The following is a 26,638-nucleotide window of genomic DNA, read 5'->3' as shown; positions in this document are numbered from 1 at the left end:
CCCCGCCGAGCTATAGGCCACGCCCTTCAGGGCGTATCGCCCCCTGACTGGCCCACGGGCCGTCAGGGGGCGGTTTCGTGCGTCTGGGGTCAGCCGCCGTCACCCTCGGCCGGGTACCGGACAACGCGCTTCAGCTCACGCTCAACTTCGAACCTGCTCCGCCCGGTCGCCTCGGTGTGGGAGGTGGTCGCCGCCTTTACTAGGCTGCGGTCTCCACCATCAACCGGTTCTCCTGCTGCTCAGCCCATGCTGCGCGTTCGAGTTCGATCAGTTCATCAGTCAGTTCGATCGCCACGGGCCGGATCGCACGGCCGCCCACTGACAATCGGTGGAAGCCCCGCGGCCACCCCACAGCACGCCGCCATGTTCGGGGCCGTCATTGCCCGGGGGCGCGACTACCGCGAGACGTTTCAGGAGTTCCACCCAGGCTTCGACCTGTACGAGCAGCGCGAGGCCCGCGCTGCGGCCGGACAGCCGGAGACCTTTGGCGAAGCGGACCCGTACGAGGATGTGCGCCCCGCCCTCGCGCAGCTTCGAGCCGATGGTCTGTGGCTCGGCATCGCAGGCAACCAGACCGTGCACGCGGGCGGCATCCTCCGCGAGCTGTTCAGCGCCGATGTCGATCTCATCGGTACGCCGGGCGACTGGGGAGCGTCAAAGCCCGACCCGGAATTCTTCGTCCGGGTCGGCGACGTCGTCCCGCATTTCTGGGGATGTGGCCTCTATGTGGCCTCGATCATGGAAAAGGCCCTCCGGCCCATGAGGGCCGGAGGGCCTGATCAGGCTCTCACCTGCGGTTTCCTACTGTGGGCGCGGACGGTTTCGAACCGCCGACATCTGCTTTGTAAGAGCAGCGCTCTACCCCTGAGCTACGCACCCGTGGATGAGGCAACAGCGTACATGGACTACGGCCCACGGTCACAAACGGTGCTGGGTACGGCAGGGAACGAGGCGGCGGGATCCCTGGCGCGGCCCCGATGGCCGCGGCGGCGTCCGGGGGATATCCCCACCCCTCATACGGTAGCCGTCCGGATTCTGCCGGGTGGGCCGGCGTACGTACGGTGAGGCGCACACCGTCGGGACCGCCCGCCGTACGACCTGGGGGAAAGATCATCGTGGCACTCCGTACCCGCACTCTCATCGCGTCCGGTGGGGCCCTGCTGCTCGGTCTTTCCCTCACCGGCTGCGGCAGTACGGATCCGGGAGACGCGCCCGCCGAGCACAAGTCGTTCGCGCTCAGTGGGAAGACGCTGACCATCAACTCCAGTCACACGTCTCTGGAGCTCGTACCGGCCGATGTACGGAAGGTCGAGGTGACCCGTCATGTCGACGGGTGGGTGGTTCTCGGGAACGGGCCCGATCCCACGTGGACGATGCAGGACGACACGCTCACGCTCCAGGTGAAGTGCAAGGCGGTGATCAGCGACTGTGCCTCGCAGCACCAGGTCAAGGTGCCGCGCGGGGTGGCGGTGGTCGTCAAGGGGGACAACGGGAAGGTCGTCGCGTCCGGCTTCGACACTCCCCTTACGCTCCACGCCGACAACGGGAAGGTGACCGTCCGGGACTCCAGCGGGCCGCTCGAACTGGGGAGCGACAACGGTGGCATCGTCACCGAAGGGATCTCGGCCAAGTCCGTATCGGCTCGGTCCGACAACGGGCGGGATCCGGCTGGGGTTCGTCTCCGTGCCCGATCTCGTGGACACCGAGAGCGACAACGGAGGGATCACCATCGATCTGCCGGGCGGCTCCGTGAGGTATGCGGTGGACGCCGTCGCCCGCAACGGACGCGTCTCGGTGGACGCGCCGCGCAGCGACGACAGCAGCCACGTGGTGAAGGCCCGGAGCGACAACGGCCAAGTCACGGTCCGAAGCGCGAACTAACCGGCCCGTGTGTTCGTCCTTACCTGGTGGGAGAATGTACCGGGCAGGGCGAAACGGCACGGGAGAGGGATGTGACGGCGACACACGCGCGGCCGCAGGCGAGAGCGGGTGAGAATTCCGCCGTCAGGGATGTCAGGGGTATCGGGGACGTCCTCGCGCTGATGCTGCTGCCGGTGCCGCTGCTCGCCGCCGTGTTGCCGTCCGCGTTCGCCGGTGGTGGTACGAGGCGCTGGTTCGGCGGGCGCGGGGAGAGTCAGCGCGCCGATGCGCAGGCCGCGAAGGACGCGGCCGCTGCCGCCTTCTACGAGCTGGACACGGCCCAGCGCGACCTGCGGATCTCGATCGAGACGATCACCGCGGTGGACAGCTCGCCCGGTGCCCGCAAGGCCGTGGATGACTTCGCTGCTCTCGGGCGGCGGATCGACGAGGCCAGTCATACGTACATCACCGCGGTCGACGCACACGACCTGGACCGGGACGATCTGGAGCCGGCCGTCGCGGCCCGTGCCAGGACCGAGCTGACCACGGCCAAGGACGAGCTGGTGCGGGTCAGGGGTGAGCTGGACCGGTTCGCGCAGGGGCTCGGGCCGCTGCTGGGCAACGCGGAGACGCAGCTCGCCCGGCTCGCGCCCGCCGTGGAGCGGGCCCGGCAGGCGCTCCTCGGTGCGAGCAATGCTCTCGATGCGGTGCGGGCGTCCGGACTGCGGGCGGACGACCTCGCCGCGCGGCTGGCGGCCCTCGCTCCCGAGCTGACCAAGCTCAACCAGGGCGCCGGCCGGCACGGCGTTCCGGAAACCCTGCAGCGTGCCGATCGGGTGCTGCGCGATGCCGAGGCGGTACGGGCAGAGGCGGCCCGGCTGCCCGAACGGGCCGCCGAGATCGACCACCGGCTGGTGTCGCTGCGTACCCGCGCCCAGGCGTTGACGACCCGGGCGGGCTCCGTGGAGCCGGTGCTGAGCGAGCTGCGGCGGCGGTTCTCTGCGGCGTGCTGGCAGGACCTCCAGCCGGTGCCGGAGCAGGCGGCAACCAATGTGCGGCAGGCCGAGGAGAAGCTGAAGGAAGCCGCCAAGGCGCGGGACGAGCAGCGGTGGGCCGATGCGACCTCCCGGCTGAGCACGGTGCGCGCCCTGCTGAACGCCACGGACGAGGCGGTGTCCGCGGCCGGCGACCGGCTGCACAGGCTGAACGATGTGGCCAAGGACCCGCAGCAGGAGATCCAGCGAACCCGGTTCGCGATCCGGGATGCCCAGCGCCTGGCCATGGCCGGGCGCAATACTCCCGATCCGCGTCATGCCCGTCCGCTGGACGATGCCGTGGCCCGGCTGGAGCGCGCCGTCGCCGGTCTGGAGGGGCGCCACCCCGACTACTGGCACTTTCTGACCGAGACCGAAGCGGTACGGCGGACGGCGGCGCGGGTGGTCTCCGAGATCCGTGAGGAGCGCGGGACCGGCGGGTGATGTGCGAGGGCGGCGACAGCCCTCCTGATACGTCGGGTTCTGATACGGGTTCGGGTCCTCCGGCCCTTCTGATGTGCGGCGGCATCCCCGTGGACGGATCCTGGTAGTACGCGCGAAGGAGGCCGAAATGGCCACCCATGTACTGCACACCACCGGACGACAGACCCCGCGGCGCCCCCGTAGGGTCACCCAGCTCGACAAGCACCTTCCGGTCGATCACCGGCTGAACCGCGTCTACCGGGTCGGGGCGGGACTGATGGGGCTGGTGCTTCTCGCCTTCGGAATCCTGGGGCTGATCGACGAGATCGGCTTCTTCAGCACCGGCGGTGCCACCGTCGCCGGTCTCAACACGAACGGTGCCCTCAGCGTCCTGTCCATCTGCGTCGGCCTGCTGCTGTTCATCGGGATGGTGATCGGTGGCAACTTCGCCTCGACGCTCAACATGATTCTGGGCATCGCCTTCATCCTCAGCGGATTCATCAATCTCGCGCTGCTCGACACCGACTACAACTTCCTCGCCTTCCACATGCAGAATGTGCTGTTCAGCTTTGTGGTCGGCCTGATGCTGATGATGTTCGGGATGTACGGGCGGGTCAGCGGCGGTCTTCCGCACGACAACCCGTACTGGCGGGCCCGCCATCCCGACGAGGACGCGCGGGAGATGCGGATGGGCCGGAAGACAACGCCGCCGACGATGCCCGTTGTCCGCCGTCCGTGACCCGTACCATGTCCCCGTACCACCGGTCGGCCGTCGTGCCTGTCCGCCCCGGGCCGGCGCCGGATAGCCTGGTGCCATGCCTCGTTACGAGTACCGCTGCCGCTCCTGCGGAGACACGTTCGAACTCAGCCGCCCGATGGCCCAGTCCTCGGACCCGGCCTCCTGCCCCGCCGGGCACTCCGACACCGTGAAGCTTCTCTCCACCGTGGCCGTGGGCGGATCGTCGGCCAAGTCCGCGCCCGCCGCGCCGTCGGCCGGCGGCGGGGGCGGCTGCTGCGGCGGGGGTTGCTGCGGCTGAGAGCCGGCAACCGGAGTCGCAGCCTGCGGCTCCTACCGCTTACGGGAGAGCGTCAGCCCGTCCGACACGGTGAGCAGCACGCTGTCCATCCGCGGATCGGCGGCCACATGGTCGTTGAATTCCTTGATCGCCGCCGCTCCGCCGGTCGCCTGCGGGTCGGTCACCCTGCCGTGGAAGAGCACGTTGTCCGTGACGACGAGACCGCCCTGCCGCATCCTGGGCACCAGCTCCTCCCAGTACGGGATGTAGTTGCCCTTGTCCGCGTCCAGGTAGGCGAGGTCGATGTGCGGCTCGGCCGGCATCGCCCGCAGTGTGTCGAGCGCGGGGGCGATACGGAGCTCGATCCGGTCGGCGACGCCCGCCTTCTCCCACGCCTCCCGGCCGTATGCGGTCCACTCCTTGGAGACATCACAGGCGATCAGCCGTCCGTCGGCGGGCAGCGCCTGTGCCATCGACAGGGCGGAGAAGCCGGTGAACGTCCCGACCTCCACGATGTGCCGGGCCCCGGTCAGCCGGACGAGGAAGGCGAGCAGCGGTCCCTGTTCCTCGGCGGACTGCATGCCGGCCTGGTCGGGGAGGCGTGCGTACGTGGTCTCGACGAGCTCGCGCTGCACCGCGTCGAGCGGTGGGTTGTGCGCCAGCATGTACGCGTACAGCTCGTCCGTGATCTTGGTTTCGTTGCCCTTGGTCATCGCATGCTCCTCGTCGGTCCCACCGGGCCGGGCCCTCGCCGCCCTGTCCTCACATACTGCTACTGCTGGACGAGGGTGCCTGCCCCGGGCCCGAAGCCCGGAGGAAGTGGCGCAGGATCTCCTCGCCCGCCGCCACACCGTGCTCTGTCGTCACATCGACGTGCGGGGCGCTCCAGCCGGTGTCGGCGAGTTCGCCGTGGGCCGGGCGCCAGGCGCGGTCTGCGGCGAGGAGCAGGTCGGCGTCGAGGAGGCTGTCACCGGCGGCGAGGGTGAGCGTGGCACCGGTGCGCCGGGCGACTTCGTTCATGGCGGCGCTCTTGGTGAGCGGGCCCGGCACGGCGTAGATCTTGCGGCCCTGGAGGGAGACGGTCCAGCCGCGAGTCTCCGCCCACTCCCCCAGTTCCTTGACCCAGCCCTCGGGCAGCAGCGCGCGTTCGACGACGAGATAGGCGAAGAGGTCCTCGGCGACCCGTTCCTTGAGCAGCCAGGCGGGGTCGGCCGCGGCCAGGAGATGGGCGCGGACCTCGGCGAGCGAGGCGCATTCGTCGGCGAGCCTGCGAGAGACCTGCGTCTGCCAGTCGGGGTCGGATTCGCCGTCGACGAGGAGGTGTCCCCCGTTGGCGCAGATCGCGAACCGCGGTGCGGGACCGGGGAGATGGATGCGCCCGTACTGCTCGCGGGTACGGGTGGTCGTCGGGACGAAGACCGTGGTGCGGGCGAGTTCGTCGAGCAGGGTCGCGGCCGTCTCGGTCATATAGGAGAGCGGCTTGTGGTCGTACACCTCTACGCAGAGCAGCCGGGGGGCCTCGGCGTCCGGCATGGGGAGCTGGAGGGCCGCCGTCGAGTAGATCAGGGTGCGGTCGAGGTCGCTGGCGACCAGTGTCATGGGGGCGGTCCCGGTGGCCGGGGTGGCCGCGGTGGCCGGGGTGGTCACTTCGACTCCACCGCCTTGCCGTCCGCGCCCGTCGCGCCCCTGGTGTACTTCGGGTGGATCAACCCGACACAGGTGTAGGGGAGTTCGCCGACCTCCTCGACCGGCACGCCCCGCTGCTCGGCCAGCAGGCGGATGTGCTCGAGGTCGGCGCCCGCGCCGCGCTTGGCGAGGATCTTCCACGGGACGCGGCGCAGCAGCACCCGGGTCGTCTCGCCGACGCCCGGCTTGACCAGGTTCACATCGTGGATGCCGTACTCCTCGCTGATGCGTTCCACCGCGGCCCAGCCCTCCCAGGTGGGTGCGCGGTCGGCCGCGAGCAGTTCCTTGACCTCGGCGTCCACGGCGTCGACGACCTCGTCGAAGTGGTCGGCGACGGTGTCGAGGAAGTGGCCGGACACATCGGTGTCCGCAAGCTCCCGGTAGAACTTCGCGCCGTGGAAATCGCCGGGTCCGACCAGGTCGGAGCGGAGGACGGTCCGCGAGATCAGCCCGGACACGGTGGAGTTGAGGCAGGCGGACGGAATGAGGAAGTCCTCGCGGGTGCCGTAGGTGCGGACGCAGCCGCCCGGGTCGGCCAGGACCGCGATCTCGGGGTTGAATCCGTCGGACCCGTCGAGCGCCGCGGACAGTTCACGCGTGATCGCCCCCTTGCCGGTCCAGCCGTCGACGAAGACGACATCCGCCGGGTCGTGGTGGGCGGCCAGCCAGCGCAGGGCATTGGCGTCGATGCCGCGGCCCCGCACGATGGAGACGGCGTAGTGCGGCAGATCGAGTCCGTGCCGGTGCCGGGCCCAGCGGCGCATGAGTACGCCGACGGGGGTGCCGGCCCTGGCGAGCGAGACGAGTACGGGACGAGCGCCGCGCTCGGCGAGGACCGTCTCGGTGACGGTGCCGACGGCGCGGGCGACGCGTGCGGCCGACAGGTCCAGCGCCGCCTTGAACAGGCTCTGGTACTGCGCGGACGGCTGGTACTCGACGGGGAGCGACTCGGCGTAGTGCGCGCCACCGCTCTGTATCGCCTCCTCACGCTCCTCGGTGGGCGCCTCCAGTTCGGTGTCCGAGAGGTCCTGGAGCAGCCAGCCGACTTCGTCCGGCGCATAGGAGGAGAAGGCGGGGCCGCGGAGGGGCTCGGGCAGCATGGGGGGTTCCTGCCGTTCGGGGACGTACGGGGGGAGGCCCGACGGGACGTACGAGGGGACGACCGCGAGCAGGACGTGGTCGGTGTGCGCGGCAAGCTGCGCCAACAGGCCGTCGGGGGCGTGGAGTTCGGGGGTGTCGGCGGTGGAGTCGACGGTCACGACCACGGCGTCGAAACCGGCGTCGGCGACGTTGTACGCGTACCGGTCACCCGGGCCGTCGGCCGGATCGTCGTGGGCCGGGAAGACCAGCCGGCTGCGTATCGCATAGCCGGGATCGTCCACGGCGAGGACGGGGGAACGCGTGGTCGTCGAGTAGCGCACCTCGGCGTCGGTGTGGTCCTCCAGGGCCGTGCCGAGGCGGAGGGGGGCGTACATCAGCTCCTCGACGCCGAGGATCAGTACGCGGCGGGCGTCACCCAGCGACGCGGCGATACGGGCGGCCATGGCCGGGAGGACCGGTTCGAGGACGGCCCGGTGGGCGGGGGTGAAGCCGTGCCGTCCGCCGTCGGGCACGCCGGCGGGCCATTGGAGGTCCACCCGGGTGCACGGTCGGCGCCCCTGCTCGACGGCCGCCCGGGGACCGGCGGAACCGGCCCCCTCATACGCGGTGACCAGTGCCTGGCCCTTCTCCAGGACACCTTCCGGGAGGGTGACCGTGCCCGAGCTCCTCGCCACCAGGTCGACGCGCGCGCCGATCTCCGCGGCGAACTCGGTCAGCCTTCCGTGGTCGGCCGGCGACCGCATGTCCACCAGGGCGACGACGACGTACCGGCTGCGCGGGTATCGCTCGTGGAGCGCGCGGATGGTGTTGAGCACGGTGTTCCCCGTGGAGAATTCGTCGTCCACCAGCACCAGCGGCGCGTCTGCGTATGCATCCGTGTCTGCGTCCGTCGGGCCGCACTCGCCCGCCAGCAGGTTCGGGTCCTCCGGAAGCAGCAGGTGCGAGGTGGCGTGCGAGTGCGACTCCTCGAAGCCGCCCGCCCGCTCCACGCCCTCGACGGGGCGGCGCGTCGAATGCAGGTACGGCGCCACGCCGAGCCCGTCGGCGACCGCGTGGCCGAGACCGGTGGCCGTCTCCGCGTATCCGAGCACGACCGCCCGGCGCGCCTCGGCGTCACCGAGGAGTTCGCGCACCCGGCGGCCGAGCTCGAATCCGGCGCCGTACACCACGGAAGGCTTCTGCGGCACATGCTTGCCGAGCACGTTCGACACGAGCAGATGGGCCCGCTTGGGGTTGCGGCGCAGGGCGAGGCCCAGCAGGTCCCTCAGCTCCCTGTCGCCGCCGGGCTTCCCGTCGCCGACGAGCTCGACGCCCAGTCGCTCCGCCACCCAGCTACCCGACCACACCACGTTCGCCGTCTCTTTCCTTGCCGCGCGCTCGCTCATCGAGACACGCTCGTTCCACGAGGCCCGCTCATTCCATGAGGCCCGCTCATTCCGCGAGGCCCGCGGCCAGCAGTTCCACGAAGCCGACGTCTTCCCTCGCCACGCCGAAGACCTCGGCCCTCTGCAGGGTCCGCTCGGCCCAGGCACGGTGCGGCTTCACTTCATTCATCTTGTTCGTGTACACGGAGCGCATGACGCCACCGCCGCCGCGTTCCGGCCGCAGGATGTCCTGCGCGTCGCTGAACTCCTCGTGGCTGACCACGGACAGCGCATGCACGGGCGCAACGTGCGACGGGTGGATGCAGGTCTTGCCGAGCAGGCCGTTGGCCCGGTCGAGCTCGATCTCGCGCAGCAGGCCGTCCAGGTCGTGCTCGATCAGTGCCGTGCGCAGTTCCTCGGCCCGGCCCTCCAGGAAGGGGCTGCGGCGCAGCTGCGGTTTGAACATGCGCTCCTGGAGCCGGAAGTATTCCCACACCGGGCCGGTGATCGTGAAGCCCGTGCCGTCCGCCCGGCCCAGCACATTGACCACGTCGGCTATGACGGCGCCGACGATCTGTACGTCGTACGCAGTCATGTCGGGCGCCCTGCGGAGCCCGTAGGCCGAGCAGAAGTCGGTGACACCGAGCCGCAGTGCGAGTATCCGCTCGCGGTACTTGTTGACCGTGCGGGTGATTCCCCGGAGTGCTTCCCTGCGGGTTTCCAGATGCAGCAGCTCGGGTGATTCGAGAACGGGCATGGCGAACAGGCGCTGCCCACACGCCTTTTCGGCGTTGGCGAGCGCTTCCATGAAGGGCACGCCACGCTCTTCGGTGAACTTCGGAAGTACAAAACCAGACAACAATCGGACGCTGCGGCCGAGCCGGCTCACCAGGTCCGCCATCTGGCCCGGTTCCCGGACCCGGATGAAGAGCAGGGGCACCTCGGATCCGCGCGCATCGAGGTCTACGAACTGTCTGACCAGGTTCTCCTCGGCGCCGTCCACCTCGGAGTCATCGATCGAGTCCTCCAGGCACAGCACCATCGAGACGACACCGCGCCCGGCCTGCTTGATGACATCGTCAGCAAGTCGCGGCCTGGTGGCAGGGCTGTACAGGGTCGCTCCCAGTGCGGCCGAAAGCATGCCGGCCGGCGAGTCCGCACCGAATTCGCACGGCTCCTGGAAGAACAGACCCTCTCTCGCAGCGGGCGCAATATGCCCGAAATGACGCATGTGATTCCCCCGAACTGCCGGACAGACCGGACAACGTATGGCCGGTAATAGTACGTACGAGCGGGTGTCAACAGTTCCCTACGTGCATGAATTCCGGGTAACTCGTCCATTTCCCGACGGGTCCACGTCCTACGGACGACGTGGTTCCGACGCACTGCCGAGACATCCGGTGCGCCCCCCCGCGTTGTCCGCACAGGCAGCCAGCAGGCAGGATGACGGGCATGACGCACGCGATGGTGAAAGGCTCGAACGTCCCTCTGGGCGCCATGGCCGTACGGGCCGTGCTGTGCTGGACCCCGGGCGCCGGGGTCCCGGATGTGGACGCCTCGGCACTGCTGCTCGGAGCCGGTGGCCGCGTGCGCTCGGACGAGGACTTCGTCTTCTACAACCAGCCCCGCCACCCCTCCGGCCTGGTACGACGGCTGCCGAAGCGCAGTGTCCCCGAGGGGCTCACGGACAGCATCGAGGCCGACCTCAACGCGCTCGACCCCTCGGTCGATCAGGTGGTCGTCGCCGCATCCTCCGACGGAGCCGCATTCGCTCAGGTGCGCGATCTGCGCATCCTGCTGTACGACGCGGCATCGGCGGGCGGGGACCCGCTCGCCGTCTTCGATGTACGGCCGGAGACCGGCGAGGAGACGGCGATCATCTGCGGCGAGCTCTACCGGCGCGGCGATGGCTGGAAATTCCGGGCCGTGGGACAGGGCTATCCGACCGGTCTGATCGGACTGGCGACCGCCTTCGGTATCTCGGTCGACGAGGCGGAGGCCGCGGCGGAGCCCGACCCGGCCCCCTCGCCGGTAACGGTTCCCTCGCCCGTAGCAGCGCCCGCTTTTCCGCCGCCCGCGCCCGCGTTCCCGCCCGCACCGGCCCCCGGCCCCGACGCGCAGGCCACCGTCCAGCACCAGCAGCCCTCCTACGGCTACCCGCAGCCCGCAGCGGCCCAGCCGGCTCCGCAGCCCGCTCCCCAGCCCGCGTACGGGTATCCGCAGCCTTCCGCCGCCCCGCCCGCCTACGGCTACCCGCAGCCTGCCGCGGCTGCTGCGCCGGCCCCCGACCCGAATTTCGTGCTGCCACCGCAGGGGCCGCAGTTCGTACGGTCCTGAGATGGCCGTCGGACGACCGTGGGACGCGGCCCCTGAACGGCCCCTGAGGTGCCCCTGAACCGCGTGCGGCCCGTCCGGCGTCGGCTCAGGTCCGGGACTTGTAGCCCCGCCCCCACTGCATGCCCCAGCCGTACAGCCGGTCCAGCTCCGACTGGAATCCGTACACGAACTTCACCTCGCGCCGCACGATCAGCTCGTCCTTGATGTTCTCCACCGTGAACACGGCGCAGGAGCGGGCCTGCGGGGCTCGCTCGTCGAGTTCGATCTCGATCCGCGGGCCGTTGCCCGGGTAGAGCGTCACCATGGCATGCGTACGGTCGAAGGCAGGCGTCTGGTCGTAGATGTAGACGAAGAACAGCAGCCGCTTGATCTGGTCACGCTGGTCGAGATTGACGTAGACGGTCTCGCCCGACGGTGCCCCGAAGCGGTCGTCCCCGCTGAGCCGGATGTACGGCGGCCCGTTCAGGTCGCCGATGAGGTTGCCCAGGGGCTGGACCACGCCCTTGGTGCCGTCCTTCAGCTCGTACATGCAGCCCAGGTCCAGGTCGACATTGACCATGCCCTGGGTGTGTGCCTGGACCACATCGGGCTGGAAGAGCTTCATGGGGCGCAGCAGCCGGCCGCTCTGCCGCGACCTGCCCTCGATGTCGGACGTACGCATCCGCCAGGAGAGGTTGACCCGCAGATTGCCGGTCAGCGCACCCTGCTTGGTCAGCGAGACGGTGGCGTGCCGCCTGGAGAGCACGATGGAGCTGGTCGACGAGTTGCCCGACTCGAACTGCGCCTCCCGCCTCGGCCACAGGCTGTCCCAGAACGCCATCCCCAACCCCCACACGTATCGGTAGTGCACCGGCCCCACACACATCACTGCGGGGCGGCCGCCGGGCCGGGTCCGGGTGTTCCCGGAGAACCGTCGCCGTACGGACCGCCCCGCTGAGAGCGTTCCTCAATCCCTACCGGGTCACACCCCGGACGGGACTTCTGCCTTGGAACCTGCGTCGTTGCCGCCTTCGGCCTCCAGCGCCTTGTTGCGCCGGACCGAGGACCAGAACGACCAGGCGATCAGCACGACGCCGGTCAGGCCGGTGATGAGCTCGTTGATCTGGTACTGGATGGTGACGAGCAGGAGCACGGCCAGCGCACCGATCGCATAGTGGGCGCCGTGCTCCAGGTAGACGTAGTCGTCGAGCGTGCCCTGGCGGACCAGGTAGACCGTGAGCGAACGGACGTACATGGCGCCGATACCGAGGCCGAGGGCCATCAGCACGATCTCGTTGGTGACGGCGAAGGCGCCGATGACACCGTCGAACGAGAAGGACGCGTCGAGCACTTCCAGGTAGAGGAACATGAAGAACGCGGCCTTGCCGGCGAGTGCGACCGCAGAAACCTTCTTGCCGCTCTTCCTGGCCTCCTCCTCGACCTCGTGCTCCCGCTCCTCCTCTTCCTCCAGCTTGTTCTCGAAGAAGCCGGAGAGACCGCCGACGATCAGGTACGTGATCAGACCCGCGACTCCGGAGAGCAGGACGGTCTCCGCCTTGTCCGCGTGGCCGCCGCCGTGCTGGTGCGCGTTCGTCGCGACGGTCATGGCCGCGATCAGCAGCACGATCAGCGCGATGCAGACCGACAGCATGTCGACCTTGCCGAGCTTGGCGAGCGGGCGCTCGATCCAGCGCAGCCACTGGATGTCACGCTCCTCGAAAATGAAGTCGAGGAAGATCATCAGCAGGAACATGCCACCGAAGGCGGCAATCGCCGGGTGGGCGTCCGTGACCAGTTCCTGGTAGCGGTCGGGCTGGCTGAACGAAAGATCGACCGCTTCGATCGGGCCGATCTTGGCGGTGATGGCCACGATCACGACGGGGAACACCAGCCGCATACCGAAGACCGCGATGAGCACACCGACCGTGAGGAAGATCTTCTGCCAGAAGGCATTCATCTTCTTCAGGATTCCGGCGTTGACCACCGCATTGTCGAAGGACAGCGAAATCTCCAGGATGGAAAGAATCGCAACCACTCCGAAGGCTTCCCACCCCCCGTAGATCACCGCTGCGACCAGGCCGAGCGCGGTAACCGCGAACGACCAGCCGAAGGTTTTCAGAAGCACTGGCTACCCCATCGTGTATGTGTCGGGTCTCCCCCGGGTGTGTACGGGGCTCCCCCGCGCCGTGCGCGGTTTTACGAAACGTTGACCCCGAAGTCTAGAGCGATGCCGCGCAGCCCCGACGCGTACCCCTGTCCCACTGCACGGAACTTCCACTCGCCGTTGTACCGATAGAGCTCGCCGAAGATCATCGCGGTTTCCGTCGAGGCGTCCTCGCTGAGGTCGTAACGCGCGAGTTCCTGACCGTCCGCCTGGTTCACCACGCGGATGAACGCATTGCTGACCTGGCCGAAGGTCTGCCCTCGATTGTCCGCCTCATGGATCGAGACCGGAAAAATGATCTTGTCGCAGTGCGCCGGCACCTGAGTGAGATTCACGATGACCGACTCGTCGTCGCCCTCGCCCTCACCCGTGAGGTTGTCGCCGGTGTGCTCCACGGAGCCGTCGGGGCTCGTGAGGTTGTTGTAGAACACGAACCATTCGTCGCCGAGTACCCGGCCCGACTGGCACAGCAGCGCGCTGGCGTCGAGGTCGAAGTCGGCGCCCGTGGTGGATCGTGCGTCCCAGCCGAGCCCGACCAGCACCTGGGTGAGGTTGGGTGCGGCCTTGGAGAGGGAGACATTGCCTCCCTTGGCGAGCGTGACGCCCATGGTGTGTCCTCCCCGAGTCGATGAACCGTCTGTTGAGCCGTTGAACCGTTGAACTGTTCAGCAGCCGGAGCTTGAGCTGCGGAACGGGCTGTTCAGCGCGTCCGGCGCCGCACGGGGTGCGGCGCCGCACGGGGTGCGGCGCCGGACGGGGTGCGGCGCCGGACGGGGTACATGCCGGCGTGGACCGGGCTGCGCCTCGGCGGCCCGGCCCGGTCGCGTCCTGTCAGACGTTGACGCCGAAGTCCTGCGCGATGCCGCGCAGCCCCGAGGCGTAACCCTGACCGATGGCGCGGAACTTCCACTCCGCCCCATTGCGGTACAGCTCGCCGAAGACCATGGCGGTCTCCGTCGAGGCGTCCTCGCTCAGGTCGTAACGCGCCAGCTCGGTGTTGTCGGCCTGGTTGACCACGCGGATGTACGCGTTGCGCACCTGGCCGAAGCTCTGCTGGCGGGTCTCGGCCTCGTAGATCGAGACCGGGAAGACGATCTTGTCGACATCGGCCGGAACGCCGGCCAGGTTCACCTTGATGACCTCGTCGTCGCCCTCGCCCTCACCGGTGAGGTTGTCACCGGTGTGCTCGACGGATCCGTCGGGGCTCTTGAGGTTGTTGAAGAAGACGAAGTTGCCGTCGCTGCCGACCTTGCCCTCGGCGTTCGTCAGCAGGGCGCTGGCGTCGAGGTCGAAGTCACCACCGGTGGTGGTACGAGCATCCCAGCCCAGACCCACGATGACCGCGGTCAGGTTGGGCGCGGCCTTGGTCAGCGAGACGTTGCCGCCCTTGCTGAGGCTGACTCCCACGAGTCCTCCCATTGGTTTCCTTGGGGGCCGGCGGGCGCCGGCGCCTCCACGTTGCGTTGGCATCCGATGAACGAGTGGATCCTAGTGACCGGTTCCCGGCCAAAGCAGGCTTTTGGCCAGGACGCCCGCAGATCCTCCGCTCCCGGATCAGAGCGTGTCGAGCGCCTTGATGTAGTCGTTGAGGTCGCGCGCGTCGGGCAGACCGTTGACGACGGTCCAGCGCACCACGCCCTCCTTGTCGATGATGAAGGTGCCGCGCACCGCGCAGCCCTTCTCCTCGTCGAAGACGCCGTATGCCCGCGAGGTCTCGCCGTGCGGCCAGAAGTCCGAGACCAGTGGGTACTCGAGACCTTCCTGCTCGGCGAAGACGCGCAGGGTGTGGATGGAGTCATTGGAGACGGCGAGCAGCTGCGTGTCGTCGTTCTCGAACTTCGGCAGCTCGTCGCGGAGCGCGCAGAGCTCACCCGTGCAGACGCCGGTGAAGGCGAACGGATAGAACAGCAGCACGACATTCTTCTCGCCGCGGAAGTCGGAGAGCTTCACGGTCCGGCCGTGGTTGTCCTTCAGCTCGAAATCCGGGGCCTGGGTGCCGACCTCGATCGCCATGAAACGCGTCCCTTCGCTACGTTCACCGGGCTGGGCTGTCCGGGTGGCTCCCACCCTACGCAGAGCCCGCAGCAGGCCACGCAGCGCCCGCACGGGGGCAACCTGCACCCCAGCCGTACGGACAGGGCGCCCGGCAAGCGCACGAAGAAGGCCCCCGGCGGCTCATGCCGTCGGGGGCCTTCAGGGCGAGTGCGTGGCGAATGCGGTTCAGCGCTTGGCTTTGGCCGCCTTCGGTGTGACCAGACGGCTTCCCGTCCAGTCCTTGCCCGCATTGATGCTCTTGGTCTGGGAGAGACCGGCCGTCTGTGCAGCCTCGTTGATGTCGCTCGGTTCGACGTATCCGTCACGGCCGGTCTTCGGCGTCATCAGCCAGACCGCACCGCCGTCCTCGATCAGACCAATGGCATCCACCAGCGCGTCCGTAAGGTCGCCGTCCTCGTCGCGGAACCACAGCAGGACGACGTCTGCGACGTCGTCGTAGTCCTCATCGACGAGATCCTGGCCGGTAGTGGCCTCAATGCCCTCACGGAGCTCCTGCTCGACGTCGTCGTCGTAGCCGATCTCCTGGACCACTTGTCCGGGCTCGAACCCCAGGCGTGCTGCCGGGTTGGTCCGCTCCTCCGCGTGGTCCGCGGTCGCGCTCACGGGTTGCCTCCTGATCATGTTTCGGAAAATGCTTCAGCCACGCGCGTGCGCGGGGCGTTGGCCGTAGTCCACACGGGAGCGGCGGATCGCGCAAGTACCCAGCGTGCGAGACCGCCTAAACGGTGACGTTCCCTGCCACGTCGCCGCACTGTCGGCAGGTCCCCTGCGGGGGCCGGCGCTACCGTCACACCCTTTACGTCCTTCCACAGCTTATGCCGTTTCGGTCCGCCATTCGGAGTCGGACATCCTTTGGGAACGCTTGGACGGGTTGGGCGTATGGTTGCGGTTTGGACCAGCCCATCCCCGCGCTACGGACGCGATGTCTCGCAACACGGCGGTTACCCCTCGGTAGAGATGACGTTTGCGCCTCTGCGGTACACGATGGTGATGGCGTACATGCATACATCCCGGGGGCATGTTCTCCCGTAACCAGGCCCCGTAGAGCAGCACCTAATAGCGAAGGAACAGCGTGGCTTCCGGATCCGATCGCAACCCGATCATCATTGGCGGCCTGCCGAGCCAGGTCCCGGACTTCGATCCCGAAGAGACCCAGGAATGGCTCGACTCGCTCGACGCCGCCGTCGACGAGCGAGGCCGTGAGCGGGCCCGTTATCTGATGCTCCGGCTCATCGAGCGTGCGCGCGAGAAGCGCGTCGCCGTGCCGGAGATGCGCAGCACGGACTACGTGAACACGATCGCCACGAAGGACGAGCCGTTCTTCCCCGGCGACGAGGAGATCGAGCGCAAGATCCTCAACGCGACCCGCTGGAACGCGGCCGTGATGGTGTCGCGCGCCCAGCGTCCGGGGATCGGTGTCGGCGGCCACATCGCCACCTTCGCCTCCTCCGCCTCGCTGTACGACGTGGGCTTCAACCACTTCTTCCGGGGCAAGGACGACGGTCTGGGCGGCGACCAGATCTTCTTCCAGGGGCACGCGTCCCCGGGTATCTACGCCCGCGCCTTCCTGCTCGACCGACTGAGCGAGGCGCAGCTCGACGCCTTCCGCCAGGAGAAGTCGAAGGCGCCGAACGGCCTGTCCAGTTACCCGCACCCGCGGCTGATGCCGGACTTCTGGGAGTTCCCGACCGTCTCGATGGGCCTCGGCCCGCTCGGCGCGATCTACCAGGCCCGGATGAACCGCTACATGGAGGCGCGCGGCATCGCCGACACCTCCCAGTCCCACGTCTGGGCATATCTGGGCGACGGCGAGATGGACGAGCCCGAGTCGCTCGGCCAGCTCTCCATCGCCGCCCGTGAGGGCCTGGACAACCTGACCTTCGTGGTCAACTGCAACCTGCAGCGCCTCGACGGTCCGGTACGCGGCAACGGCAAGATCATCCAGGAGCTGGAGTCGCAGTTCCGCGGCGCCGGATGGAATGTCATCAAGCTGGTCTGGGACCGTTCCTGGGACCCGCTGCTCGCGCAGGACCGCACGGGCATCCTGGTCAACAAGCTGAACACCACGCCGGACGGCCAGTTCCAGACGTACGCCACCGAGTCCGGCTCGTACATCCGTCAGCACTTCTTCGGGGACGACCCGCGGCTGCGCGACATGGTCAAGGACATGACCGACGACCAGATCCTGCACCTGGGCCGCGGCGGCCACGACCACAAGAAGGTCTACGCGGCCTATGCGGCGGCCAAGGCCCACAAGGGCCAGCCGACGGTGATCCTGGCGCAGACGGTCAAGGGCTGGACGCTGGGGCCGAACTTCGAGGGCCGCAACGCGACCCACCAGATGAAGAAGCTCACGGTCGAGGACCTCAAGAGGTTCCGCGACCGGCTGCACATCCCGATCACGGACAAGCAGCTGGACGAGGGCTACCCGCCCTACTACCACCCGGGCCGTGACTCGGAGGAGATCCAGTACATGCACGACCGCCGCAAGGGTCTGGGCGGTTACGTCCCGACCCGTGTGGTGCGCGCGAAGCCGCTGGCCCTCCCCGAGGACAAGACGTACGCGACCGCGAAGAAGGGTTCGGGCCAGCAGTCGATCGCCACGACCATGGCGTTCGTCCGCATCCTGAAGGACCTCATGCGGGACAAGGAGATCGGCAGGCGTTTCGTGCTGATCGCACCCGACGAGTACCGCACCTTCGGTATGGACGCGTTCTTCCCGAGCGCGAAGATCTACAACCCGCTGGGTCAGCAGTACGAGGCGGTGGACCGCGATCTGCTGCTCGCGTACAAGGAGTCGCCGACCGGTCAGATGCTGCACGACGGCATCTCCGAGGCCGGCTGCACGGCGTCGCTGATCGCCGCGGGTTCGGCGTACGCCACGCACGGCGAGCCGCTGATCCCGGTGTACGTCTTCTACTCGATGTTCGGTTTCCAGCGCACCGGCGACCAGTTCTGGCAGATGGCCGACCAGCTCGCGCGCGGCTTCGTGCTGGGTGCGACCGCCGGTCGTACGACGCTGACCGGTGAGGGTCTCCAGCACGCGGACGGCCACTCGCAGCTGCTCGCCTCGACCAACCCGGGCTGTGTCGCGTACGACCCGGCCTTCAGCTACGAAATCGCGCACATCGTCAAGGACGGTCTGCGGCGGATGTACGGCGGGACCCCCGACGAGAACGAGGATGTCTTCTACTACCTCACCGTCTACAACGAGCCGATCCAGCACCCGGCCGAGCCCGAGAACGTGGATGTCGAAGGCATCCTCAAGGGCGTGTACCGCTACAAGAGCGCCGAGCGGGGCGAGATCCCGGCCCAGATCATGGCGTCCGGTGTGGCGGTCCCGTGGGCGGTGGAGGCTCAGCGGATCCTCGCCGACGAGTGGAACGTCAGGGCGGACGTCTGGTCGGCGACCTCCTGGAACGAGCTGCGCCGCGAGGCCGTGGACGTGGAGCGGTACAACCTGCTGCACCCCGAGGAGGAGCAGCGCGTCCCGTACGTCACGCGGAAGCTCTCCGGCTCCGAGGGCCCGTTCGTGGCGGTCTCGGACTGGATGCGTTCCGTACCGGACCAGATCGCGCGCTGGGTGCCCGGTGCGTACCAGTCGCTGGGTGCGGACGGCTTCGGCTTCGCCGACACCCGTGGTGCGGCCCGCCGGTTCTTCCACATCGACGCGCAGTCGATCGTCCTCGCGGTGCTCACCGAGCTCGCGAAGGAGGGCCGGATCGACCGTTCGCTGCTGAAGACGGCGATCGACCGGTACGAGCTGCTGGATGTGACCGCGGCCGACCCGGGCGCGGCCGGCGGCGACGCGTAAGCACGACGAACCACGGTTGAAGGGCGGCGGGATCTCCTGGTCCCGCCGCCCTTCGGCGTGTCCGGTCAGTTCTCCCAGACCTTGAAGGCCCTGACCTGGTACGGGGACCGGGGCACCCAGGTGCCGCCGCCCGGATAGGTCTCGAACTCACCCGTCTCGGCGCACTCCGCCGACTGGTACGTGGTGACGGGCCGGCCCGTGCGGTTGGCGAGCGCCTGGACCTGGCTGCCCGCCGGCAGCGGGACACAGCTCTCGATGTCGATCGTGGACAGCTCGTGGATCTGCCGGGCGCCGGTGAAGTCCGGCTTCTCCCAGAGACAGAGCTGACCGCTTCCACAGGCCCCGGGCCGGGCGGGTGCGGAGTGGGCCGCGGCTTGCGGAATCAGGGCGGTGGCGGCCAGGGCGGCGGCAAGAACGGTCGTACGCATGGAAATCGACCCCCGTGGTGGTGCGAATCAGTTGCATGCACCCTGACCTGCGGGGCGACGCCTGGGGAAGGGGCTGCGGGTCACACCACCCTGATAGGCGACAGCCCCGCCGGAACGGTCCGACGGGGCTGTTGTACGCACTGTGTTGACGCCTCGGGGGCATCGCGACGAGTGATCAGATGTGACCAGCGCCCGCGCCCGCCTCGGCATTCGCACCGCGCTTGGTGAGCGTGGCGACCAGCGCGGCGACCACCGCGACGATGCCGGCCACCATGAACGCCGTGCTCATGCCCGACACGAACGTGTCATGGGCGACACCCGCGATCTGCGCCGCGACCTCCGGCGGAGTGTTGCCGTCCACCGGCGGTACGCCGACCTCGACGGCCGAGGACGCAGCGTCCAGTTGCTCCGGCGTAAGGGGCGGAAGCTTCGCGGCCGTCCAGTTGTCGGCCAGCTTCGAGTCGACCTGGGAGGCCATGACCGCGCCCAGCACCGCCGTGCCGAGGCTGCCGCCGACCTGCATGGCGGCCTGCTGCAGACCGCCCGCGACACCGGAGAGCTCCATCGGGGCGTTGCCGACGATGACCTCGGTGGCGCCGACCATCACCGGGGCGAGGCCGAGGCCGAGCAGACCGAACCAGATCGACATGGTCAGGGTGCTGGTGCCGATCTCCAGCTGGGACATGCCGAACATGGCGACCGCCGTGCACACCATGCCGCCGACCAGCGGAACCCGCGGGCCGAACTTGGTGATCATGGCGCCCGCGAGCGGCGAGGCGACGATCATCATTCCGGTCAGCGGCAGCAGGTGCAGACCGCTGTCGACGGGGCTCAGACCGTGCACGTTCTGGAGGTAGAAGGTGACGAAGAACAGCCCGCCCATGAAGGCGAAGGCCATCAGCACCATCAGGACCGCGCCCGCGGACAGCGGCACGGACCGGAACATCGCCAGCGGGATCAGCGGCTCCCTGACGTTCTTCTGGGAGAAGGCGAAGACCACGAACAGGGCCACGGCGGCGCCCAGGAAGCCGAGCGTCTTGTAGTCGCCCCAGCCCCACTCGGCGCCCTTGATGAGCGCCCAGATCAGGCAGAACATCGCCTGTGACAGCAGCACGATGCCGCCGATGTCGAAGGAGCGCGGCGCGTTCTTGGCGCGGTGGTCCTTGAGGATCACCAGGCCCAGCAGAAGCGCGATCACACCGACCGGCACGTTGATGAAGAAGACCGACTGCCAGCTGACGTGCTCGACGAGCACACCGCCGAGGATCGGGCCGCCCGCGGTGGAGGCGCCGATCACCATGCCCCAGATGCCGATCGCCATGTTCAGCTTCTCGGCCGGGAAGGTGGCGCGCAGCAGGCCGAGCGCGGCGGGCATCAGCAGGGCGCCGAAGAGGCCCTGGAGCACCCGGAACACGATCACCAGTGCGACGCTGTCGGAGAGGCCGATGGCCCCCGATGCCGCGGCGAAGCCGACGACACCTATGAGGAAGGTCTGGCGGTGGCCGAACCGGTCACCGAGCTTGCCCGCGGTGATCAGGGAGACCGCGAGGGCGAGCATGTAGCCGTTGGTGATCCACTGGACGTCGGCGAGCGAGGCGCCCAGGTCCTGCTGGATGGCGGGGTTGGCGATCGCGACGATCGTGCCGTCGAGCGCGACCATCATCACGCCGATGGCCACGGAGAAGAGCGTCAGCCAGGGGTGGCCGCGCAGCCCCTTGGCAGGTGCGGGCACGGCGGTGTCCTGCGGCTCCCGCGACGCCTTTTCGACGGTGGTCTGACTAGTCATGCCCGGGAGATTAGTGTCAGCCGCTGACAGTTGACAAACCATTTCACAAGCCGGTAACTGTCACGTAGCTCACAGGTGCGCTGAGCTGGACAAAGCAGGGGAAAGAGGACCACTTCAGTGACCGATGGGCAGCGGGCCGTGTATCCGACCGGACTGCGCGAACGGAAGAAGCGACGCACCCGGGACGCCCTGCTGCACGCCGCCCTCGATCTTTTCACCGGACAGGGATACGAGGAGACCACCGTCGACGAGATCGTCGACGCCGTCGAGGTCTCCCAGCGCACCTTCTTCCGCTACTTCGCCAGCAAGGAGGAGGCCGCCTTCGCCATCCAGGAGATGGTGGAGTCGCACTTCCTCTCGGAGCTGCGCCGGCGTCCCGCCTCGGAAGCCCCGTTCGAGGCGCTGCGCAGCGCGGTCCTCTGCGCCTGGAACAGTATCGGTGAGGCGATCGAGGCGATCATCACGGTCGAACTCCATATGCGCACGTACCGGATGATCGAGTCGACGCCGTCGCTGCTCGCCGCCCACCTGCGGCGCAGCATGGATCTGGAGAACCAGATCGCGCAGCTGATCGCCGAGCGCGAGGGGCTCGACGTGAGGACGGACCCCCGGCCGAGGGTCGCCGTGGCCGCGTTCTGTGGGGTGATGCGGGTGACCGGGCAACTCTGGGGGCAGGGGCGGGACACCAGCGTGGACTCGTTGCGCGCGCTGACCGAGGCGTACCTGGACCAGCTCGGACCGGCACTGGCCGGGAACTGGCGGGCGGGGGCCGGCGCCGGGCCCGGATAGCGACATGGAAACTCCGTCCGATGTGCTGCACGCCTCACTGCCGCGGCATGACCGACTTCACAACCGCCGTGCCCCGATGGCCATATGCGACGCTCCGGGAGCATTCCGCGCGCCCGAGTGTGTGCGCCGCACCAACACAGCGTGAAATGAGCCGCCTTGAATTCCCGACAGCCGGGTGATGTGCGTCACCCTCTTCACGGCTGCCGTCGCGCGTCTCCTAATGTGGGCCGAAGTGACTTCCTTCGACTCCTCCCCCACGCTCACCGCATGGCGCGCGCTGCTCGCCGTCGCGGTTGTGTTCGTGATGCTGGCGACCACTGGCTGGACCGCCGTACGTCACCCACACTCCGACGAGCCACGCACCGTCGCACTCGCCTCCTGGGCGCGGGGCCACGTGGCGGGTCGTGCGCTGCCGGACGCCGACGCACCGCCGCACCGCCTGGCGCAGTTCTTCGCCACGCTCACGGCCGTGCAGCGCACCGGTCTCGCCGACAAGTACCCCTTGGTCGTGGGCAATCTGAACGGCGCCCCGGTCACCCTGCGCTACCACGCCAACCGGCTGGCCCTGGTGCAGGCGCGGAAGGTCGAGCGGCAGCGCATGCACGACGCCAGGCTCTCCCCCGACGGCCGCGCCGAGGCGCTCCGCCGGATGAACCGCTTCCAGGCCATGCTCGCCGAGGGACGGCACATCCTCACCTTCGACCCGTCCGGAAAGGGCCGGGCCGCAGAGGTGTTCGGTGATCTCGACCGGGCCGAGCGGGTCTCCGTGATCGTGCCCGGCGTCGACACCAATCTGCTGACGCTGGAGCGGTCCGCCCCCAAGGTGAATGCCGCGCCGGTCGGTATGGCGAAGTCGCTGTACGCGGCGGAGCGCGCCGCGCGCCCCGGCATCCGTACCGCCGTCATCGCCTGGGCCGACTACACCACGCCCGCCGGAATCGGTATGGACGCGGCCCTGGGAAACCTCGCCGAGCGCGGGGCGGTGCGGCTGAACGCTCTGGTGGGCGCGCTGCCCGGGGACGCCCCCATCTCGCTGTTCTGCCACAGCTACGGCTCGGTGCTGTGCGGTGTCGCCGCACATGAACTGCCCTCCAGGGTCGCCGACATCGCGGTCGCGGGCAGCCCCGGCATGCGGGTGGAGAACGCGGGGCAGCTGCGCACCGGGGCCAGGGTGTGGGCGATGCGGGACCACGACGACTGGATCGAGGACGTACCGAACCTGGAGCTGGGCGGTCTCGGGCACGGTGCCGATCCGGTCGACCCGGGCTTCGGCGCACGCATCGTCTCGGCGGGCGGCGCGGTCGGGCACAGTGGCTATTTCGAGCCGGGCACCGAGAGCCTCAGCAACTTCGCCTCAATCGGTGTGGGGGCCTACAGCTCGGTCAACTGTGCGAACTCCGACAGCGCCTGCCACGACGGAGTCACCGGCAGCCAGGGGATCTGACGGACACAGCGAGCCGTGGTCGGCCGCATATCGGGACTTACGCCGAGGGGGGACGTGCGGGCAAGTGCCGCATACGATGAGGCACATGGGTGATGTGCTGGCCGGAATTCATGCCACCTGGGAGTTCGACACCGACTCCGTGCTCATCCGCTTCGAACGGGGAATACGCACGCCGAAGCTCTACCAGAGCCTGCGTGAGCGCCGCGTCCCGCACGCGGCGCTGTCATCGGTGACGCTGACCCCGGGCAAGCGGGGCACGGTGGTCCTGCACGCGGTACCGAGACCCGGTGCCGACCCGTTGCTGGAGGCTGCGGCCGGGCAACTGAAGGACGGCTGCGATCCGTACCGGCTGGTGCTCCCCGCCGAGCGCGAGACGCTCGCCGAGTACTACGCCGACGAACTGCGCGCCCTGCTCGGTCCCGACGCCGCCGAGCCCGCCGACCGGTTCCTGGTCGCGGCCCCCGAGGCGCCGATGCAGTTCAAGGCGTACGACGGCCGGGCCGGCTTCGACGGGGACCGGGTCTCCTTCCGGTGGTTCTGGACGGGTGCCTCCACGGCGAAGTGGAAGGCCGGCGACCAGACGTTCCCGGTGACGGAGCTGAGCGGCGTCGAGTGGCGCTCGCCGGAGGCCTTCGAAGGCTATCTGCGGCTGGTGCCGAGAGGCCAGGAAGGTGCGGCTCCGGGCCCGGGGGCCGGCCTCGGCATGGGTACGGAGCCGGTCACGAGGCTCGGTTCAGGCACGGTGCAGAGCGCACAGCCGATGGCCCCCCGCCCCGCCCGGGCCGACCAGGACCCGGCCGCCGTGGTCTTCGGTCTCGGCTACGGCCCGGTGCACGAGTCGCTGCCGTTCGCCGCGGCCGTACTGGAATCCGTACGCAGGAAGCAGCCGGCTCCCGCCGCGCCGGCCGCCGTACCGGCAGGCGTGGGGCGGCGCGATCCCGCGGACATCGCGGAGCGGATCCGGCACCTCGGGGAACTGCACCGGGCGGGCCTGGTGACGGACGACGAGTTCAGTGCGAAGAAGGCCCAGTTGCTCGCCGAGCTGTAGGTGTGTCCGGCCCGCCGGTAGTACTCCCGTACGAGAAGCATGGCGGCGGACCGAAACCCGGGTATGAAGACACCGGGCCGGTCCGCTCCCTACGCTGATCGGGCCATGACCACTTCCCCGCCGCCCACTCCACCCGCCGCCGACGGCCTGCTGAGCGCCGCCCGGCGCAATCTGCGCGAGATCGCCCACGGGCTCGCCCACCCGTCCCATCCCGCGACGCCATTCCTGGCCCACGCACCGAAACACCGGCAGCGGCTGCTGCCGTACGTGGTCGTCCTCGCCCTCGCCGCGATCTTCATCCCGGTCACGATCAACGTCCTGACCGAGCAGTACGGCGTGATCGGAGGACTGGCGGGAATTCTGGCCGTCGCGCAGGCCGCACCGCTGCTGATGCTGGCGCACCGGCCGCTGCAGGCCTGGTGGATCGTCTTCCCCGCCGACATCCTGGGCGCGGCCGTGCTGCTCGGGTATCCGGTCCACGAGTACGAGATCTGGCCATGGCCCCCGCCCACCCTGATCGGCTATCTCTTCCTGCTGCTCGCGCTGGCGCTGCGCGAGACCCGGCGGACCCTGGTCGCGGTCTGGGTGGCGACGGGTGCGGCGAGCCTGATCCTGCAGCTGATCTCCCCGGGCCGCAGCAACGGCAGCGCGCTGCTGCTCGTGATCCTCGGCGCGGTGGTCCTGCTGATCGGTGCGGCAGTACGGGAACGTGGCGACGCGCAGCGTCGGCTCGCCGAGCAGGAGACCATCAGTGAGGCCGAGCGGGCGCGGCGGACACTGCTGGAGGAGCGCACCAGGATCGCCCGTGAGCTGCACGACGTGGTCGCGCACCACATGTCCGTGATCACGGTCCAGGCCGATTCCGCGCCCTACCGGATCAGCGGGCTGCCCGAGGAGGCGCGCGAGGAGTTCGGTGCGATCGCGGCGAGCGCTCGGGAGTCCCTCGCGGAGATGCGGCGGCTGCTGACGGTGCTGCGCAGTGAGGGTACGGAGGGCGAGCGCGCGCCGCAGCCGGGGCTCGACCGGGTCCAGCAGCTGGTGGAGGCGACGGTACGGGCGGGGCTGCCGGCCGAGCTGTCGCTGGCCGCCGGTCTGCCGGACGTACCGCAGGCGGTGGATCTGTCGGCGTACCGGATCGTGCAGGAGGCCCTGGCGAACGTGGTCCGGCACGCTCCCGGAGCGCGGACCCGGGTGTCGATCACGTCCGACGGCGAGCACCTGACCGTGCTGGTGGTCAACGACCGGGCGGAGCAGCCCGGTTCGCCGCTGGAGACGACCGGGACCGGGCACGGCCTGGTCGGCATGCGGGAACGCGTACGGTTGACGGGCGGCACGCTGGACACCGGCCCCCTGCCCGACGGCGGCTTCCGGGTGGCGGCGCGGCTGCCGCTCGCCCCCGTTCCGCCCCCGACCTCGGAGGACTCTTGACCATCCGCGTGATCATCGTCGACGACCAGGCCATGGTGCGGGCGGGGTTCGCGGCACTGCTCGCGGCACAGAGCGACATCGACGTGGTCGGCGAGGCGCCGGACGGGCGCCAGGGCGTCGATGTCAGCCGGAGCGTCCACCCGGACGTGGTTCTGATGGATGTCCGGATGCCCGAGATGGACGGCCTGGCGGCGGCCCGCGAGCTGTTGAACCCACCGGTGGGGGTGGTGCACCTGCCCAAGGTGCTGATGCTCACCACGTTCGACGTGGACGACTACGTGTACGAGGCGCTGCGCGCCGGGGCGTCCGGTTTCCTGCTGAAGGACGCGCCGCCGGCGGATCTGATCTCGGCGGTGCGGGTGGTCGCGGCGGGCGAGGCGCTGCTCGCACCGTCCGTGACGCGCCGCCTGATCGCGGACTTCGCCCGGCAGGGGCCGTCCGGGGCCGCCCGGAGCGGGCAGGCGTTGCGGCTGAACGGGCTGACTCCGCGCGAGACGGAGGTGCTGGAGCTGATCGCGCGGGGCCTGTCCAACCAGGAGATCGCGGGGCGGCTGGTGCTGGCCGAGCAGACGGTGAAGACGCACATCGGGCGGGTGCTGGCGAAGCTGGATCTGCGGGACCGGGCACAGGCGGTGATCTTCGCGTACGAGGCGGGAGTGGTGGTGCCGGGCGAGGGGTGAGGGTGCGGACCCAACGCCTCCCGGATCCGCACCGCCATCGTCCCCTTCGGGAACGCTGCCCGCACCACCCGGGCCGTCAGCTCCGGCACCCCACGATCAGCCCGTGGCTCCAGCGACATCTCTCTCGGCCCTCCCGCCCACGACCACAACAGTCGTGGAGGACCAACGACCCAGCCCTGCCCGAATCACGCATTCCTCAGCA

The 26,638-nt window shown here is 69.1% G+C and carries 22 protein-coding genes, 1 tRNA gene and 2 pseudogenes; 12 read left to right on the top strand and 13 right to left on the bottom strand.

Annotated elements, in window-relative coordinates:
* Positions 1–348 precede the first annotated feature (348 nt).
* Positions 349–789: pseudogene (locus NRF20_RS31200) on the top strand (haloacid dehalogenase); the annotation flags it as partial.
* Positions 790–807: 18 nt separating this feature from the next.
* Here the strand turns inward: NRF20_RS31200 and NRF20_RS31195 are convergent.
* Positions 808–879: transfer RNA gene (locus tag NRF20_RS31195), tRNA-Val, on the bottom strand.
* 236 nt (positions 880–1,115) lie between these two features.
* On the opposite strand from NRF20_RS31195, the pseudogene NRF20_RS31190 reads away from it, so the two are divergent.
* The 4 genes and pseudogenes from NRF20_RS31190 to NRF20_RS31175 all read left to right on the top strand — a co-directional run bounded on the left by NRF20_RS31190 (position 1,116) and on the right by NRF20_RS31175 (position 4,354).
* A pseudogene (locus NRF20_RS31190) lies at positions 1,116–1,881 on the top strand (DUF4097 family beta strand repeat-containing protein).
* 71 nt (positions 1,882–1,952) lie between these two features.
* Positions 1,953–3,338, top strand: coding sequence for a hypothetical protein (locus tag NRF20_RS31185; RefSeq protein ID WP_398634224.1), 1,386 nt, complete (start codon positions 1,953–1,955; stop codon positions 3,336–3,338).
* A 127-nt stretch (positions 3,339–3,465) separates the two neighbouring features.
* Positions 3,466–4,056: a DUF4383 domain-containing protein gene (locus tag NRF20_RS31180; RefSeq protein WP_413753706.1), complete on the top strand. Its 591-nt coding sequence runs from the start codon at positions 3,466–3,468 to the stop codon at positions 4,054–4,056.
* 76 nt (positions 4,057–4,132) lie between these two features.
* Entirely contained in the window at positions 4,133–4,354 is a 222-nt protein-coding gene (locus NRF20_RS31175) for an FmdB family zinc ribbon protein (RefSeq protein ID WP_413753705.1), read from the top strand.
* A gap of 32 nt (positions 4,355–4,386) precedes the next feature.
* Here the strand turns inward: NRF20_RS31175 and NRF20_RS31170 are convergent, their stop codons facing one another.
* Genes NRF20_RS31170 through NRF20_RS31155 form a run of 4 tightly spaced genes read right to left on the bottom strand, consistent with a single transcriptional unit; the run spans position 4,387 to position 9,715 of the window.
* Positions 4,387–5,046, bottom strand: a complete 660-nt coding sequence (locus NRF20_RS31170; RefSeq protein WP_266361700.1) for an O-methyltransferase — start codon at positions 5,044–5,046, stop codon at positions 4,387–4,389.
* A 49-nt stretch (positions 5,047–5,095) separates the two neighbouring features.
* Complete coding sequence (locus tag NRF20_RS31165) at positions 5,096–5,932, bottom strand: HAD family hydrolase (RefSeq protein WP_413754624.1); 837 nt, start codon at positions 5,930–5,932, stop codon at positions 5,096–5,098.
* 44 nt (positions 5,933–5,976) lie between these two features.
* Positions 5,977–8,505, bottom strand: coding sequence for a phosphoribosyltransferase (locus tag NRF20_RS31160; protein ID WP_413753704.1), 2,529 nt, complete (start codon positions 8,503–8,505; stop codon positions 5,977–5,979).
* A 46-nt stretch (positions 8,506–8,551) separates the two neighbouring features.
* Complete coding sequence (locus NRF20_RS31155; protein ID WP_398634228.1) at positions 8,552–9,715, bottom strand: HpcH/HpaI aldolase/citrate lyase family protein; 1,164 nt, start codon at positions 9,713–9,715, stop codon at positions 8,552–8,554.
* A gap of 221 nt (positions 9,716–9,936) precedes the next feature.
* Between NRF20_RS31155 and NRF20_RS31150 the strand changes: the two genes are divergently transcribed.
* The gene (locus NRF20_RS31150; RefSeq protein ID WP_398634229.1) at positions 9,937–10,821 is read left to right on the top strand and encodes a TerD family protein; all 885 of its coding nucleotides are present in this window, start codon (positions 9,937–9,939) and stop codon (positions 10,819–10,821) included.
* Positions 10,822–10,906: 85 nt separating this feature from the next.
* Here NRF20_RS31150 and NRF20_RS31145 read toward each other — a convergent pair whose 3' ends face one another.
* From NRF20_RS31145 to NRF20_RS31120, 6 genes are all read right to left on the bottom strand, one after another.
* On the bottom strand, positions 10,907–11,641 hold the full coding sequence (locus NRF20_RS31145) for a TerD family protein (protein ID WP_266361696.1): 735 nt from the start codon (positions 11,639–11,641) through the stop codon (positions 10,907–10,909).
* Between the two features lie 141 nt (positions 11,642–11,782).
* On the bottom strand, positions 11,783–12,925 hold the full coding sequence (locus tag NRF20_RS31140; RefSeq protein WP_398634230.1) for a DUF475 domain-containing protein: 1,143 nt from the start codon (positions 12,923–12,925) through the stop codon (positions 11,783–11,785).
* Positions 12,926–12,996: 71 nt separating this feature from the next.
* The gene (locus NRF20_RS31135; protein ID WP_114244350.1) at positions 12,997–13,572 is read right to left on the bottom strand and encodes a TerD family protein; all 576 of its coding nucleotides are present in this window, start codon (positions 13,570–13,572) and stop codon (positions 12,997–12,999) included.
* Positions 13,573–13,795: 223 nt separating this feature from the next.
* Positions 13,796–14,371, bottom strand: a complete 576-nt coding sequence (locus NRF20_RS31130) for a TerD family protein (protein ID WP_327119004.1) — start codon at positions 14,369–14,371, stop codon at positions 13,796–13,798.
* Positions 14,372–14,518: 147 nt separating this feature from the next.
* Positions 14,519–14,977 (bottom strand): peroxiredoxin, encoded by a 459-nt coding sequence (locus tag NRF20_RS31125; RefSeq protein ID WP_093895495.1) that lies wholly within the window; start codon positions 14,975–14,977, stop codon positions 14,519–14,521.
* A 207-nt stretch (positions 14,978–15,184) separates the two neighbouring features.
* Entirely contained in the window at positions 15,185–15,622 is a 438-nt protein-coding gene (locus NRF20_RS31120; RefSeq protein ID WP_114244351.1) for a DUF3052 domain-containing protein, read from the bottom strand.
* Between the two features lie 469 nt (positions 15,623–16,091).
* Here NRF20_RS31120 and aceE point away from each other — a divergent pair, with 469 nt between their 5' ends.
* A complete protein-coding gene (gene aceE, locus NRF20_RS31115) occupies positions 16,092–18,833 on the top strand; it encodes a pyruvate dehydrogenase (acetyl-transferring), homodimeric type (RefSeq protein WP_398634231.1) in 2,742 nt (913 codons plus the stop codon).
* Positions 18,834–18,898: 65 nt separating this feature from the next.
* On the opposite strand, the gene NRF20_RS31110 is transcribed toward aceE, so the two are convergent.
* Together NRF20_RS31110 and NRF20_RS31105 are read right to left on the bottom strand one after the other, a co-directional pair.
* Positions 18,899–19,261 carry a peptidase inhibitor family I36 protein gene (locus NRF20_RS31110; protein WP_398634232.1) on the bottom strand — a complete coding sequence of 121 codons (363 nt, stop codon included), beginning with the start codon at positions 19,259–19,261 and terminating at the stop codon, positions 18,899–18,901.
* A 175-nt stretch (positions 19,262–19,436) separates the two neighbouring features.
* Positions 19,437–21,047, bottom strand: a complete 1,611-nt coding sequence (locus NRF20_RS31105; RefSeq protein ID WP_398634233.1) for an MFS transporter — start codon at positions 21,045–21,047, stop codon at positions 19,437–19,439.
* Positions 21,048–21,164: 117 nt separating this feature from the next.
* On the opposite strand from NRF20_RS31105, the gene NRF20_RS31100 reads away from it, so the two are divergent.
* The 5 genes from NRF20_RS31100 to NRF20_RS31080 all read left to right on the top strand — a co-directional run bounded on the left by NRF20_RS31100 (position 21,165) and on the right by NRF20_RS31080 (position 26,436).
* Complete coding sequence (locus NRF20_RS31100) at positions 21,165–21,836, top strand: TetR family transcriptional regulator (RefSeq protein WP_398634234.1); 672 nt, start codon at positions 21,165–21,167, stop codon at positions 21,834–21,836.
* Positions 21,837–22,068: 232 nt separating this feature from the next.
* Positions 22,069–23,280: an alpha/beta hydrolase gene (locus NRF20_RS31095; protein ID WP_398634235.1), complete on the top strand. Its 1,212-nt coding sequence runs from the start codon at positions 22,069–22,071 to the stop codon at positions 23,278–23,280.
* A gap of 85 nt (positions 23,281–23,365) precedes the next feature.
* Complete coding sequence (locus NRF20_RS31090; RefSeq protein ID WP_266361688.1) at positions 23,366–24,328, top strand: DUF4429 domain-containing protein; 963 nt, start codon at positions 23,366–23,368, stop codon at positions 24,326–24,328.
* A gap of 105 nt (positions 24,329–24,433) precedes the next feature.
* Positions 24,434–25,756 carry a sensor histidine kinase gene (locus NRF20_RS31085; protein WP_398634237.1) on the top strand — a complete coding sequence of 441 codons (1,323 nt, stop codon included), beginning with the start codon at positions 24,434–24,436 and terminating at the stop codon, positions 25,754–25,756.
* Entirely contained in the window at positions 25,753–26,436 is a 684-nt protein-coding gene (locus tag NRF20_RS31080) for a response regulator (RefSeq protein WP_413753703.1), read from the top strand. The genes NRF20_RS31085 and NRF20_RS31080 overlap by 4 nt, the downstream gene beginning before the upstream one ends.
* Positions 26,437–26,638: the final 202 nt, after the last annotated feature.

Origin of the sequence: Streptomyces sp. R-74717 (assembly GCF_047305335.1) — a bacterium.
GTDB lineage: Bacteria > Actinomycetota > Actinomycetes > Streptomycetales > Streptomycetaceae > Streptomyces > Streptomyces atratus.
The sequence above is the reverse complement of the archived record's forward strand: the minus strand, read 5'-3'. Positions and strand labels throughout refer to the sequence as shown.

What these genes read in the sequence shown, in the direction of transcription:
- NRF20_RS31085 (WP_398634237.1), top strand. Translation starts at nt 24,434, where the DNA reads ATGACCACTTCCCCGCCGCCCACTCCACCCGCCGCCGACGGCCTGCTG.
- NRF20_RS31160 (WP_413753704.1), bottom strand. Translation starts at nt 8,505, where the DNA reads ATGAGCGAGCGCGCGGCAAGGAAAGAGACGGCGAACGTGGTGTGGTCG.
- NRF20_RS31180 (WP_413753706.1), top strand. Translation starts at nt 3,466, where the DNA reads ATGGCCACCCATGTACTGCACACCACCGGACGACAGACCCCGCGGCGC.
- NRF20_RS31105 (WP_398634233.1), bottom strand. Translation starts at nt 21,047, where the DNA reads ATGACTAGTCAGACCACCGTCGAAAAGGCGTCGCGGGAGCCGCAGGAC.
- NRF20_RS31150 (WP_398634229.1), top strand. Translation starts at nt 9,937, where the DNA reads ATGACGCACGCGATGGTGAAAGGCTCGAACGTCCCTCTGGGCGCCATG.
- NRF20_RS31090 (WP_266361688.1), top strand. Translation starts at nt 23,366, where the DNA reads ATGGGTGATGTGCTGGCCGGAATTCATGCCACCTGGGAGTTCGACACC.
- NRF20_RS31145 (WP_266361696.1), bottom strand. Translation starts at nt 11,641, where the DNA reads ATGGCGTTCTGGGACAGCCTGTGGCCGAGGCGGGAGGCGCAGTTCGAG.
- NRF20_RS31170 (WP_266361700.1), bottom strand. Translation starts at nt 5,046, where the DNA reads ATGACCAAGGGCAACGAAACCAAGATCACGGACGAGCTGTACGCGTAC.
- NRF20_RS31175 (WP_413753705.1), top strand. Translation starts at nt 4,133, where the DNA reads ATGCCTCGTTACGAGTACCGCTGCCGCTCCTGCGGAGACACGTTCGAA.
- NRF20_RS31110 (WP_398634232.1), bottom strand. Translation starts at nt 19,261, where the DNA reads ATGCGTACGACCGTTCTTGCCGCCGCCCTGGCCGCCACCGCCCTGATT.
- NRF20_RS31135 (WP_114244350.1), bottom strand. Translation starts at nt 13,572, where the DNA reads ATGGGCGTCACGCTCGCCAAGGGAGGCAATGTCTCCCTCTCCAAGGCC.
- NRF20_RS31125 (WP_093895495.1), bottom strand. Translation starts at nt 14,977, where the DNA reads ATGGCGATCGAGGTCGGCACCCAGGCCCCGGATTTCGAGCTGAAGGAC.
- NRF20_RS31155 (WP_398634228.1), bottom strand. Translation starts at nt 9,715, where the DNA reads ATGCGTCATTTCGGGCATATTGCGCCCGCTGCGAGAGAGGGTCTGTTC.
- NRF20_RS31165 (WP_413754624.1), bottom strand. Translation starts at nt 5,932, where the DNA reads ATGACACTGGTCGCCAGCGACCTCGACCGCACCCTGATCTACTCGACG.